This is a genomic window from Aquibacillus saliphilus (genome assembly GCF_020404745.1).
Taxonomy (GTDB): Bacteria; Bacillota; Bacilli; order Bacillales; family Amphibacillaceae; genus Aquibacillus; species Aquibacillus saliphilus.
Genome location: NZ_JAIZAP010000009.1, coordinates 15,659 through 29,478, shown reverse-complemented (window position 1 = coordinate 29,478; position 13,820 = coordinate 15,659). Strand labels below are relative to the sequence as shown.

General features: G+C 32.6%; 15 protein-coding genes and 1 pseudogene. 2 read left to right on the top strand and 14 right to left on the bottom strand.

Features of this window, described 5'->3' with window-relative positions; translation table 11 throughout:
- Positions 1-210: 210 nt before the first annotated feature.
- Positions 211-1,062: a DegV family protein gene (locus tag LD272_RS10585; RefSeq protein WP_226036585.1), complete on the top strand. Its 852-nt coding sequence runs from the start codon at positions 211-213 to the stop codon at positions 1,060-1,062.
- Positions 1,063-1,135: 73 nt separating this feature from the next.
- On the opposite strand, the gene LD272_RS10580 is transcribed toward LD272_RS10585, so the two are convergent.
- The 8 genes and pseudogenes from LD272_RS10580 to LD272_RS10545 form a co-directional block, all read right to left on the bottom strand.
- A complete protein-coding gene (locus LD272_RS10580; protein WP_226036584.1) occupies positions 1,136-1,429 on the bottom strand; it encodes a hypothetical protein in 294 nt (97 codons plus the stop codon).
- A gap of 100 nt (positions 1,430-1,529) precedes the next feature.
- Positions 1,530-1,767, bottom strand: a pseudogene (locus LD272_RS10575) (hypothetical protein); the annotation flags it as partial.
- Between the two features lie 1,083 nt (positions 1,768-2,850).
- A complete protein-coding gene (locus tag LD272_RS10570; RefSeq protein ID WP_226036583.1) occupies positions 2,851-3,288 on the bottom strand; it encodes a VOC family protein in 438 nt (145 codons plus the stop codon).
- 124 nt (positions 3,289-3,412) lie between these two features.
- Positions 3,413-3,661: a hypothetical protein gene (locus LD272_RS10565; protein ID WP_226036582.1), complete on the bottom strand. Its 249-nt coding sequence runs from the start codon at positions 3,659-3,661 to the stop codon at positions 3,413-3,415.
- 562 nt (positions 3,662-4,223) lie between these two features.
- On the bottom strand, positions 4,224-4,811 hold the full coding sequence (locus LD272_RS10560) for a hypothetical protein (RefSeq protein ID WP_226036581.1): 588 nt from the start codon (positions 4,809-4,811) through the stop codon (positions 4,224-4,226).
- 170 nt (positions 4,812-4,981) lie between these two features.
- Complete coding sequence (locus tag LD272_RS10555; protein ID WP_226036580.1) at positions 4,982-5,494, bottom strand: P-loop NTPase family protein; 513 nt, start codon at positions 5,492-5,494, stop codon at positions 4,982-4,984.
- Positions 5,495-5,679: 185 nt separating this feature from the next.
- Entirely contained in the window at positions 5,680-6,903 is a 1,224-nt protein-coding gene (locus tag LD272_RS10550; RefSeq protein WP_226036579.1) for an MFS transporter, read from the bottom strand.
- An 11-nt stretch (positions 6,904-6,914) separates the two neighbouring features.
- Complete coding sequence (locus tag LD272_RS10545; RefSeq protein ID WP_226036578.1) at positions 6,915-7,961, bottom strand: ArsR/SmtB family transcription factor; 1,047 nt, start codon at positions 7,959-7,961, stop codon at positions 6,915-6,917.
- Between the two features lie 739 nt (positions 7,962-8,700).
- Between LD272_RS10545 and LD272_RS10540 the strand changes: the two genes are divergently transcribed.
- Positions 8,701-8,994, top strand: a complete 294-nt coding sequence (locus tag LD272_RS10540) for a hypothetical protein (protein WP_226036577.1) — start codon at positions 8,701-8,703, stop codon at positions 8,992-8,994.
- Between the two features lie 100 nt (positions 8,995-9,094).
- Here LD272_RS10540 and LD272_RS10535 read toward each other — a convergent pair whose 3' ends face one another.
- From LD272_RS10535 to LD272_RS10510, 6 genes are all read right to left on the bottom strand, one after another.
- Positions 9,095-9,502: a hypothetical protein gene (locus LD272_RS10535; RefSeq protein ID WP_226036576.1), complete on the bottom strand. Its 408-nt coding sequence runs from the start codon at positions 9,500-9,502 to the stop codon at positions 9,095-9,097.
- A 166-nt stretch (positions 9,503-9,668) separates the two neighbouring features.
- Positions 9,669-10,337, bottom strand: coding sequence for a lysozyme inhibitor LprI family protein (locus tag LD272_RS10530; RefSeq protein WP_226036575.1), 669 nt, complete (start codon positions 10,335-10,337; stop codon positions 9,669-9,671).
- A gap of 294 nt (positions 10,338-10,631) precedes the next feature.
- On the bottom strand, positions 10,632-11,141 hold the full coding sequence (locus tag LD272_RS10525; protein ID WP_226036574.1) for a GNAT family N-acetyltransferase: 510 nt from the start codon (positions 11,139-11,141) through the stop codon (positions 10,632-10,634).
- 286 nt (positions 11,142-11,427) lie between these two features.
- Complete coding sequence (locus LD272_RS10520) at positions 11,428-11,853, bottom strand: hypothetical protein (RefSeq protein ID WP_226036573.1); 426 nt, start codon at positions 11,851-11,853, stop codon at positions 11,428-11,430.
- A gap of 86 nt (positions 11,854-11,939) precedes the next feature.
- A complete protein-coding gene (locus LD272_RS10515) occupies positions 11,940-12,293 on the bottom strand; it encodes a hypothetical protein (protein ID WP_226036572.1) in 354 nt (117 codons plus the stop codon).
- Positions 12,294-12,766: 473 nt separating this feature from the next.
- Entirely contained in the window at positions 12,767-13,474 is a 708-nt protein-coding gene (locus LD272_RS10510; RefSeq protein ID WP_226036571.1) for a dihydropteridine reductase, read from the bottom strand.
- Positions 13,475-13,820 lie beyond the last annotated feature (346 nt).

Sequence of the window (13,820 nt, the reverse complement as noted above, 5' to 3'; positions counted from 1 at the left end):
TGCCTCCCATATATAAAATAGGTTTTTACAGTATTCTTGCACCATCTTATTGGTACATAGAATACTTATTTCCGAATTAACAAACTGATAAACGTTCAATAGCAAATGCATTGATCCTCGAATGATTATATCTTTTCATGTATAGTGAGAGTAGAACATAATCAAGCGATAGAAATATCATTGGCTTTGTTTTGTGAAGGGGGTAGAACGGTGAGAAGAATTATTTTATCGACAGAGAGTGGAGCAGATTTACCACAAGATTTAGCTGATAAACATGCGGTTCAAGTGGTGCCAATGCACGTTGTTATGGATGGCCAAGATTATTTAGATGGTTCGCTACCAGTAAAGGATATTTATGACTATTATGAGCGCACCAAAAAAATACCCTTTACAACATCAACAAATCCACATGAATATCATGACTTTTTCACGAAGATTAGAGTCGATTTTCCTGATTGCATCATTGTTCATATTGGTTATACATCAAAGGCATCTTCTTCCTTCCAAAATGCGATAATCGCAGCGAAAGATTTTGATGACCTGTTTCTAATCGATGCTTTGAACGTTACGGGTGGATTAGCAGCTATTGTCATGTATGCTGTTAACTTGTTAGAAAAAGAACCTACAATGGAACCGACTCACTTAATAGAAAAAATAGAATCTGTCGTCCCTAAATCAAGGCTGGCTTTCGTTCCCGGTAGCTTAGAATTTTTAAGAGCGGGTGGACGAGTAAGTAATGTTGCATATCTCGGCGGAGCATTATTAAAAATAAAGCCTTTGATTGAACTAATCGATGGAAAACTTGTTTCAACTAAAAAATATCGCGGGAAAATGAGTGTAGTTTCTGAAAAACTGATACGAGATTATTTAAAGCAATACGACATTGACCGTCAACAACTTTATTTAATCTACTCCATCGGCCTTGATGACAGCATCAAACAACGGGTTGATGAAATCGCAAACGAAAATGGTTTCAAAAATGTAAAATGGATTCAAGCCGGAGCTATGATTTCTACTCATGCTGGACCTGGGGGCTTGGGGATTGCAGGAATAGAAATTTAGAAGGAGCTAGAAGATTCACTATAAGAGAGCTTATCCCCTTCATGATTAGGGAATAAGCTCTTTACTCTACTTCTTATGGTTGAACATTATCTTGCTGAGCATTTAGGTTAATGAGCGCTCGTTCCATTTGGTGCTGCGTTTCTTCCACGCGCAGCTGAGCATCAAATAGTGGCTCAGTCGAAGTACCACTTCCATTAATTGCTTGACCGCGCGCGTCTTGAATTTTGTTCTGCACCTCACGTAATTGATCTTGAATTTGTTGCATCTCGGCAGGATCAGCATTATTTTTTGCTCTTAGAGCTGCCTCCTCTAATATCCGCGAAGCATCAGCTAGTTGTTGAATTTCATCCTCGTTTTGGATAGGCATAAAAATTTCCTCCCTATATTTTATCTAACCTATCTTTTGCAAAATCCCTCTAACCTACTCACTGCTTTCCTAAAGAAATCTCCCATTAGTTAACAGAAGCTTAATGTCTAAATTTCCTTAAATCCACTCTTCCATGTTCACGAATGAATTTAGTTTCGCTCTGATAATGTTCAAGCTGTCCTTGTTCCATCATCTTTTGAAAAGCAATGTCACTTGCACTGGCTTTTCTTATCATGTATTTACATAATCCTTCTAAGCTTAGCAATACCATCTCTAAAAAAATCTTCTAACAATCCCTCAATTCCGTAAGATTCAAAAAACAATTTAACGCTTTTTTTATTATGTCTATTCAAATACCTCGTCCTTGTAATAGTACACAATATGTTATCAAACGTGCTTATAAGGCTAATCTTAAATATAGATGATGGTCTATTAACCCTTCCATAGATTATAGTTGGAATCATGTTAGCTCAGCAATAATTTCACTAACTTGCCATATAGTTGAACAAGGATACAATTCCTAATTCAAGGAAAGCACCCATTACTCAGAAGTAGCTTTTTAATATCAAATCAATAAATATAACTGTTATGACAATTACTAATATAATCCAAGGGACGTGTATGCGAAGTTGTTTGTTATATTTACCTAACAATTTTTTAATAGGGAGATAAAAAGTTCTAAGTATCAAAGTAAATACAATCACTATTATCAATACCTCAGTTATTAAATTCACCTCTAATAACATCAAAACAAAAGTAGTTGAGAAATAAGACAAGATACCTGTAAAGAGTAAAGCTAAATCATTGTTATAATCATCCAGCAACCAATGAAGTATATTTTTAATAACTAGCCCTCCATATAATTTTGGTTAAGCATTAACGTCTTCTGCAACTCTTCTGCTGCATTACTTCAATAATCAATCGTACCCTTTAACTCAAAAATATATAATGATATTTTTACTTTTTAAAAATCCAAAAAAATAAAAAAGCAAACAAGACAAATCCTATAATAATAGAAAACGCTGATTGACTAATAAATGTGAAAACATCTACGAAAAAAATTTGTAATGGCTCATAATTAAATATTTGTGAAAACAAGAACAATACTACCAATACAATAAATACTGATTTCATAGGTGTTAAACACCCCATAACTTATTTAAAATATTTCAGTGATACTCTTTTATTCAAGTAAAAGACCTTGTTAGTTTAGATGGAATCCTTTACAATCTAATCTACGCCTTAATATAACTATTCCATTAAATGTGTTGCTTTAGAATCTGATTGGACTAGAAAAAGACGCCTTCTTATTAAAGAAAAGCGTCCGCTTGCGGAACAACTTTATTGACGTGATTCCATTTTTCACTGGCGGTATTCAAAATCCATCAAATATCGGACGGATACCATTAATTACCCATGTTTTATTTGATTTTCTCCGCCAACTCTAAAATAATTCCCTCTGGACCACGAATATAGCATAATTTATAAGCGTTTTCGTAGTTTTGAATCTCACCAATAAGTCCTGCGTCTTTCTTTTTTAATTTGTTAACAAGTGCTTCAATATCTTCAACAGCAAAGGCAATATGTCGGATACCCAGGGTATTTGCCAAAGGACGTTGTATGCCATTTTCATCTGATGGCGTGTGAAATTTCACTAGTTCTATATTCGCATCACCGTCTGGCGTTCGCAACATTATAACTTCCTCTTTAACGTCTTGAAGCCCAATTATCCGCTCCACCCACTCGCCTTGTACTTCTCCTTCCCCCAACAGTACAAGCCCAAAGTCGAGAAAAAACGCTTTCGCGGCAGGAAGATCATTGACGATTATACCCACATGATCTATTCGATGTATTTTCATATCCCATACCTCCTATGTTCCTAATTTTCTCACATATGTCTCCAAAAAATTTCATTATCGATTGCTTTATAGTTCCACTAAACTGCTGTATAGTTGAACAAGAATGCCTTATTAAACGAAAGCACTAGTTAAATATAAAAGCATCTAAGATTATCCAAATTACTAATCCTGAAAGTACAATCATTAATCCGACTCCATTGTCGACTCTCTTTTCCTTAAGATTTAACTTGTCAAACAGCAACCAAAATACCAATATCATAGGTAAGGGACCTATTAGGTACTGCCACCATCCCAAGGGGGCAAAAAGCTCAAAGTATCCAAATCCACTAAGTAAAAAAAAGATAAAAATAAATAATGGGTATTCTAACCTCATAATTATTCCTCCTGTCAAAATCACTTAATATTTCTTCAACATTTCTGCTGCGTTAATTTAAGTACAGGTGTTCACATATTAATTTTAACATAAAATTCCAATACTTCTTCAAATACAAAAATAGAATCGCCGTTATCGACGATCCTTTGTTTAACTATTGCCCCGTTACTTTAAGAGTAAGTAATCACAATGTTATTTTTTACTAAGTAAGTTAATGATTATTTGGGTTCTTTCCCTTTTTATAATCTTTACTATTCCACGCCCATTTGATGAACCAGTTAAAAAGGATATAGAATAATACCATAAATGCTGATTGGAGAGTGTTTTTTATGAAATTAAACGTCTTATTGTCAACAAAATCCCAAATAGTAAAATTTAAAAATAAAGCAACAAAAAATATAATGTAGATATATTTTCTAACAAATTCCACCGAATTCCCCCTTCATTATTTATACAACAAACCTACTGCTTTAGCTGAACAAGGGACAACTCATTATTTCAGATAAACACCTTTTAGTTGAAGTTAATTTTTCGTGTTCCTTGAAAACCCTAGTAAAAATGTTTATTTTCCTTGTGTTTTTTCAATTAGTTTTTCTATATATTCAAATGTGGTTTCTTTGTTTAAGTCGCCAGTACTTAATTCAAATCGTGAGCCATATACAATTCTATCTAAAGGCACAAAAATGGTTATCTGATGTGTTTGATTATTTTTCAGCTCATAATAGTAAACTGTTTGTTCATTTATTTGTTCTTCCTTAAATTCTTCATCCTCAAAGTTATACAAATTTTCTTCTTTGTTCATAACAACTGTTCGAATTAGAGGAATTCCTCCCTCGTATGGTCCATATAAAAACTCACTATTAAACTCTTTCTCTTGCTGCTTCTTTACTTCTTCTGTAAGAGACAATTTTTTTTCATTATCGAACTTATCATAATTCCAACTAGCTTCTTTTATATTATCTTCTGTGTCATACATAATCATTGAGAAAGATAATTCAAGGTCTTCAAATTCAATGATTGCTATATCTTCACCCATTTTTTTGCTAATTGTTGATTCTAAATCCTCAAACTCTCCTTGTGTGACTGAAGAGCTACACCCAGAAAAAGAAATTATGGATATTAACAACATAAACAATAGAATTTTTTTCACTGTATCACCTCTCTCATATTGAAAGATTGCTCAGCTTGTTCTACTAATCTGCTGTGTTAATTTAAGTACAACTGTTCACATTCTGAGTTTAACATAATATTCCAATTACTCTTTAAATACAAAAATAGGCTCACCGAAATCGATGATCCCTTTTTAAAGTATTGCACCCTTTATTTGAATAAGTTTGTAATCTCATTATTATTTTTCAAAATTATGAATTTATTTTTATAAGGGCTAAGCATAACAATTATTTTTTTCTTACTCTTATTTTCAAATACAGTATTGTAGTTATATAAATCTTGTAAAATTTTTAATGTCGGTTTATAGTTCGCTTTTTCAATACCTATTTTTTGCTTAAGAAATCTCTTAATTATCCTAAACCTTCTTATAGAGAAATTAGTATCTAAGAATAATATTAAATCAGCATGTTCGAAGCAAGGTGATACCCATTTGTGATGAACCCCTTCAATAATCCAGTTTTCACAAGTTATTATTGAACTTAAATACTCATCTCTTTCTTGTTCAGTTCTTTTAATATCTCCAGTATCTAACCTTTTCCAAACTACATTATCCAATTCATAATATTGAATGTTTAACTGATTAGACAAAACCTTCGCTATGGTTGTTTTTCCGATTGAGCCAATAATATGTATTCGTTCTGGAATAGACTTAGGCTTATCCATAAAACCACCCACTTTAAATTACGAATACCCCAAAAGCATCTAAATGCCCTTTTCTTGATCAACTAAACTGTCGCTTTATCTTATTAAGTTCAACAAAAAAGGTGGTTAATCCTTCTTTAATTAACACACCCGTTTGTTAAGTGCATTATTTCTCAAACATTTTTATTATTGAATAAGTATCTCTCTCAAGAAACCATTTTTTCTTGACTGCTTTTTTCATCAATAAATTTAAAATATGGTAAACATATTCCTGCTAATGAAACGATACAAATTAATAAACCAATCAAAAGATACAATGGTCTGACACCAAACATTTCACTTAATACACCACCAACAAGCACTCCCAGCGGCATGACGCCCCTTATAATTAGCAAACGAACTGAAAATACCTTACCCATCAGGTCATTGGGGACTATTTTTTGGATAATAGTTGTATTATGGATGCTAAAAATAGCCATTACTATACCTGCAATCGTTTCTGTTGTTATTGCTAATGGGATACTATAATTAAAGCATAGTGCAATATAGGTTAGTCCCCCTATGAAAAGGGAACCTAGCATGAGATATCTACGGCTTTTATATTTAATTCGTGTTACTAATAAAGCACCTACTATGTAGCCAATAGGAAATCCAGCCATGAAATATCCATATTCAGCATATGTCCCGGCTAATTCTTGCGTAATGTATGGTAGAGTTGTAACCATTGTCACTGCTACTCCAAATTGAACGAATGCTAAAAAGACTCCTAACCAAACAATTATTTTTTGAGAGAAGAAAAAAGATATCCCTTCCATGAAATCGGCTAACCATGTTTTTCTTACTTCTATGTTACTTCTGTTTTCCTGAATAATAAGTAATGTAAAACCACTCATGATTAGTAAAGTACTCACAAAAATAAGGGTAATATGAACACCAATATACTCAATTACTATTCCAGCTATTAGTGGAGATAAAAAGGTCATTAAACGGACTGTTCCATCAATATATGCATTTGCTGACTGTAATTGGTCTTTTTCTACAATAGTTGGCGTGATTGAATGATTCGCAGGCACATAAAAAGGTGTGATTAACCCAACTACACATTGAACAGCATAAATTTGCCAAACTTCAAGGTTTCCTGATAGTAATGCAGCTAACGGTAAGACAAATACGATCCCCCTTGTCCATTGCGAGAGTATCATTATCCATTTTCTACTCCAACGATCAATATAGGGACCAATAAAAAGTTGCAGAATCAGTGATGGTATAAAATACAAAATCCACATACTTCCAAGTGCCATAGTCGATCCCGTAAGTTGAAAGATTAATATTGAATTACAAAAGGTACCAAATGCTCCACCAAGTTCTGATATTCCATTTCCTAGCCATGTAGATACAAACGAACGGTTTTTAAATAGAGAAGGATTCATGACTTCTCTTTTCATGATTGTTTTATATATTGTTCGAGTTCCTTGAAGAGGAGTTCTAATACATTTGCTTTTAAGGAATATTTTCCTTCAATTATTTCTACCAATTTAGCTGCACGTAATATTTTCAAATGATGATGAATGGTAGTCTTGCCCATATTCAACTGTTCTGTAAGTTCCTGTAACGAATAATCTTTTTCCGACAACAATTTTACTATTCGAAGTCTAATCTCTTCTCCTAATGCCTTATGCTTGAGCACTAAAAAGTTATTTGGCATATATTTATCATTTGGTGAGAGACTTTCATTAGCTACTGGGTAGTAGAAGACTTTCGTATCTTTACTATCTGCTTCAATAACCCAAGGACGATAGACATACTGTGGAATGAGTAAAACTTTATGAACACTAGGCTCAGGGAGATAGTTTATTCCCCCCGTTGCCCACTGGACAAGCTCTTCAGGAGATATCTTTTCTTTCATCATTTTTTTTGATTCGTAATCGGTTTTCAAAATTTGGTTCACCCGTTCTAAATCTGGGCTTATCACTGCTTCATACCATAATGTCATAACCTCAACTAGGTGAGCTTTAACTTTTTGTGTGTCGGTTTTACTAATGAACTCAATATACTGAGGGAAAAAAGGATTGTCACTCGTTGTCTGTTTTAATTCTAAAATAGCACTTTCCTCTCCAGCTGCAGCTTTTTCCCTTATATGCTGAAACTTTTCCCCGATATAAGGTAAACAAGCAAATTTAAACTCTGTACCTTGTAATAAATTGACACTAGTGCAGAATTCATCCAGGGTATTACCTTCATGTTGATGAAGTAATTGTAATAGTGCTTTCCAAGTATTATTTTTTTCAACGTAATCTAAATGCTGATTAAGATTTTCAGATAATGATCCTCTGAGTTCTTTCCAATAACTTGCTGGTTTTTCTAAAGTTTTAAGTAATCGTGAATTCGTAATTGCGGCAATCCCAAGAGCACATTCCCATAAAGTAGAATAAGCAAAATGGACTTCATAAGTTTCTCTTTTTCTACTCGTCGCCTGTAAAATTTCCATAAAATCACCTCTCATAAATATTCTTGTTGAAATAAATTATACAGAAACAAAACAATTAATTCAATAATGATTGAACGAAAAATCCAATTATTATTGAATTAATTTCTTTTTCCAACTTAATAAAAGCAATAAAAAACGCATTTGATTTATAATTAAAATCAAATACGTCTTCTCATTTTTTCTTCCATTCAAGATTGATTAAAATTATCTCATTCTTATTGTACTAAACTGCCTAGTTAATTTAAGTACAGCTTTTCACATATTAATTTTATCATAAAATTCAAATTACTCTTTAAATAAAAAAATAGGATCGCCGTGATCGACGATCCCTTGTTTACCTATTGATAGCTATAGGTAAGCGTTTAAAGGTATCTCAACTTCCTAATCCAAAAGCTCGCACTGTGGAAGTCCCACGTTCCTACCCGATCGGTGCAATGAACTTGTGTAAATAATCATTTGACTCGTTAGTCTTGGGGCTGTTCCTCCACTCCCATTACAAGAGCCTGTGAGCTGGATACCGCCGTCGTTTGGTATAGCGTATTTCAGAGGGTGCATTTTTATTCTACACCACTCATCCCATCGTCATGACCTGTCTGTCATGACACATGCAGGAGTTCATCAGGGACGTTTATATACTTTACACGAAAGAAATAAGCAAATTGTTATTTCCAGTGACCGTCGAGTTTTATGAAACCTTTTTATTGAGTAATACGTATTTTCGTATAAAGGGGGCATATAAATGTATATAACTATCACTGTTTTCATAATTTTAGGTATCGGTTCTCTTTTCTTATTTAACTGGTTAATGGGTTACAAGAAAGGAAATATAACAATTGATTTCGAAGAACGCTATTTCAATCAAAAAGAATATGTAGAAGCTATTAAAAACAAACTTCAAAATGAAGGTAAGGAAGTCTATTACAAAGGAAATAGCAGGTTTAAGATAGACGGAAAAAATTATCTTCTTATCGAGAGAAATGTTAGTATGGGAGGAGTCCCATTGCAAAGAACAATCCTAAAACTTAAAAAATAATTTACTAATTAAGATAGAGAACCTTACTAATTTAAGGTTCCTTATATTTTGGGCAAAACAACAATAACGTTTAACATAACTTTCCGAAAAGACATTATTTTTAATTTTTATTTAATAATGCTTTATATTCGTTGACATCATCAAATTTCGTTGAAGAATATATTGGAATGTCATCTATGTTTTTCACCTTAATTGGTTTCCCATTATTAAGTTTATCAATCAGTATTTCAAATGAGTTTTCATTATTTAAAGTAATTTCAAAATTTTGTTTATTACTTTCTAGTTTATATACATTTTTTTGTTTTTTTTCATACGTTCCCTTATCAACTTCCCTATTATCAATATATTCAACAAAGCTGTTATCATCAGTTTGAAAAGCTACTTGAACTACATATCCGTTTACTACATTACTCTGATAAGTACCTTTTAAATTAGGTTGTATGTTAGATGCACATCCTCCCAGAATTAAACTTACTATCAATGATAAAGTGAATAATATTTTTTTCATCATTTAATTCCCCTAACCATTAGTATAAGCAAGCAAATCTTCTTCCGACTGCGAATTTTTAAGTACAGGTATTCACAAATTAAATTTAACATAAAATCGCAATAATTCTTTATATAAAGAGATGACCGTCGCCTTATGAATTGGTATAACTCGTTAATTTAAGAATTTACTTCATATATTTTGCAACTAACACGTAGCATCTTTCTCTTGTAAGACTTGCTTGCATAGCTATATATTCTAATGATTCGGTCGAACCGCCTTTATATTTTAGTGATGATTCTTTAGCTGCTTCATCTCTATGTTTTATCCAGTTTCGTTGTTCATCCCTTAATTTATCCATCTGTTTTGTATTAAGTTGTTCCTTCAACACTTTATAAATTTTGTTCAGTTCCTCATCCCATTTGTTATATCTCCCCGTCTCTTGCTCCTCCAACTCTGCTATTGTTGTTCCAGCTTCTGAAGTTCTATCTGCTTCTTCCATTTTATTAAGTTTCTTGAGATATTCTTCTTTTTCACTTTCAGTAATTTCATTGTCACTATTACTAAACTCCAATGATTTTCCATTTTTTGAATCCGTAGATGTATCATTAGAAGTATTTTCTTTCTCATTTAGATGGGTGTTGTCAGGACCTTGTGAAGAGTTTTCTGTTGTATCTTGATCAGTATCTATTAAATCTTTATTAGTTGGCACATCATCTGCATTTTGAGTCGAGCTGTTATTTGATGACTGGTTGTTCGATTTAGCACTTAACTCATTAGTTGAGTTGTCACAAGCAACCAATATGACCAATAAGGCGCTAAGCATTACTGTAACTATTTTTTTGTTATTTTTCATAATAGCTCTCCTTTATTAATGAAAGTTCCCTTTCCCTTATGTAGTTTTACCAAAATGATCGATAATTCCTTCACTTAACTAACAATATAAAATACCAGAAAAGAAAGACTTCAATCTGGAAGTCAAATAATCTCCCCCTTTTTTAACTAACCTGTTGCTTTACTTGAAGTACATAAGTTCACATATCATTAGAATTATTTTAACATAAAATTCCATTGGTCTTTAAAAATACCTAAAAATCGCCGCGATTGGCGATTTCCTTTCACTCTTCCACTCAATAGTTGAATAACACAATTAAATTATTGCTCTAACATTTTCCCATCCATAAACAATTTCATTTAGCTTTTTTCCTAAAATTTCTATCTCAACAGTATCAATCTTTTTTGCTCCAAGAGACTCATAAAATAATCGAGAACTGTTTTCTTCTAAGACTAAAACCGTCATAGAAAATATGTTTTTTTGTTTTAATTCTTCAATGATAGGTTCAAGCAATAATTTACCTAATCCCTTTCTTTGATGAGTTTTTAAAATATAAATGGCATATAATTCACCTTTGTATTTAGGGTATACACCTGACCTTTCAGTGCCGCCGTTAGAGAACCCAATAATTTCCCCATCATTAGTTTCAGCAACATATACTGCTTGGTTAGAGATTATGTCTTTCCATTTTTGTTCTCTGCTCTTATACGTCATTTGGTTTAAATACTCATCAGGAATAATATTCACATATGTGGTTTTCCAACTGTCAACTTGAACTTTTGCAACGCCTTTAGCATCATCTGGAATTGATTTTCTTATATTCATAACACACCCCAAACTATTTATCTCTTCTTTCATTAAACTGTTATAGTTGAGTTATCTCCATACGTTGCAAAATAATCTTTATCTTCCACGATTAGATTCCAAACCAATTCTTCATTAACAACTATCTTAGAGGCTTCATCTTTTGTTTCATTATTTGGGTATATTATTCCTCCAATTAAGTAACAAACAATGTTTATTAACTACTTCCATGTTAGTTCAACCAATGGCAACGTCAGCTTGTTCCATTATTTCAACACGTTAGCACAATATCTAAAACAATCTAAAATTAGTTCTTTTTAAAATAAACTGTTAAACCGATTACAACTCCATAAAACAGTGACATCAACAATGAGTATGTCCCATAACTTAGGTCAAATAAAATATTACCGCCAAACAAAGGTGTTATAAAGATTAGATAGAAGGGATACTGTATTGAAACTATTACATCTAAAATACCATTACCAATCATATCGTGTTCAAATGTTGTGATGACAAATACAATTACTCCTGATATGACCCCGAATATTGAAAAAATCTTCAAGATCTTACTTCCTTTTTCCGAGTACAGTAGTAACAAGACCATAAACAATATCGTTACCAGTAAGTTGAAAATGCCGATAGTCAAATCAGGATGTTTGATTGATGGTATTAAATTTATTGAAAAAGCCAATAAGTATGAGCCTATTAACAATATTAAGAATAAATACTTCATTTTAACTCCCCCCTCGTATTAAATTTTTCTTAATTCCGCTAACTAGTGAGTACTATTAGACAGACACGATTGTCCTTCTAAAAAAATCAATCGGCTTTTTCAATATGTTCCATTTCTGCTGATTGCGAATGTGACCATTTGTATTCAACATTATATACTTCTCCTACCTCAACTAACTCCCAAGCGTTACTGTTAGTTGATAATTTAACTCCGTCAATTTTTATGAAGTATTCAGTATTCACCTTTTTTTCTGTAAATTTCTCTAACACCTCAACATTAGTAAGCTTTTCTTCGTGTACGAGTGTCCAAAATCCAATAAAAATGAATATACACAAACATCCAATACTTACAGAAGTATATTTTAATAATTTCTTTATTGATACATTTGTATTTCTCGTTGCTATAATCACTTCAGATGTTTCTGCTTTCAACTCCACCACTTTTCTAACACCTCATTACTTACAACTTAATTCTTGTTAAACTAGTTAACTTTACGTACTTAAGTTCATATATCATCAGTATAATGTTAACATAATATTCCAAATAGTAATCGAAAATTTTTCAACTATAAAATAAAAAAAAGATCGACTTTAACTTTTGTACCCTACAGTAAAACAAGGAATATTCGTATTCTTTATGTTCGTTATTAAAGCTACGTGTCAATTTTTTTAATTTAGGGTGTATTTACATCTACTGAATGTGTTGTTCCATATTCGGAGATTTCTAGAAGGATCAATCGATTTCTCCCTAAAAAATTATTTTATACACTAAAGGTTAATAACAAAGAGCCAACATACACATTTTAATGAATAAAATGTGTATGTTGGCTCTTTAAAACATCTGTGTTGTTGAACTGTAACATCCGTTTATGTAACATCTATATAGTATTTACCAAGAAAATATTTTGTCTCGCTTAAATTGATGATAAAAACTCAGGCAGTACGTTTTCATGCTTGTCGAGCATAATCTGTTCTGGCTTAATACCCTGCTCATGCAGTATCTCAATGTTATGAACGAGGAACTCATCGCTACCGACAATATAGAAAAGTCCATCCTTGTCTGCTGCAAGTTTTTTCACTTCTTCATAGTAGTCTTTACGGTTATCGACGAACTGTGATGTAAACTTCTTGTGAGGTGCGGGTTCGAAAATATTAGTAAATAAGAAATCTTTTGATGAATCAATGTTCAAGGAATGAATTTGATTCACGTTGTCAGCACGTTCGAAATAATCAAGTACAAGCGGTCTGAAAGTTGCCAGGCCGACACCTGATGATAGCAGGTAAACATTTTTGTCTTCTCTTTTAAGCGGTACATTCGAATGGGTTTTAAATAGTGCAACTTCATTCCCAATCTCAAGATTTCTTAAAATCGTCTTAAACTGAGAGCACTGCTCTCTGATGCGTGTTGTGATACCGATTGAATTTTCGTGCGGTAACGTCGAGATTGACATATGGCGAATCAGGCTGCGATTTGGTTTATCTCCGGCATTGAAGCCTTCCAGTGCGAAGTGGGTGTGGGAACCTTCCTCCCATGTAAAGTCTTCCGGACAGTCGAGCAGATACGTTTTAACCTCAGACGTTTCTTCAATAATCTTATTTATTTTAGTCCAGTAAATTTGCATTATCTATTCTCCTCACTCAATTATATGTATCGTTACTATTTAATATACAGCAATTGATAACTATTCTCAATTAAAAATATTGCATTAATTGGATTGCAAATTCTTTCAACCCTATCCACTATATGAAAGACAGGTTCTAACTGGAAAATATGTACATCATTTTATCAAGCGAAAACTGCTTCATCTTATAAAGCGAACAACCTAAAAATATGTCCGGAATTTGTGGTAAACCCTCAAAAAAAAACGAAACAATCCTGCCTCGTTTATTCAACAATCGCAGCAACAGCTCGTTTTACTATTGCACTCTTTAAATTTAGTCCAATTCCTCAAAAGCTATTATTCCAAA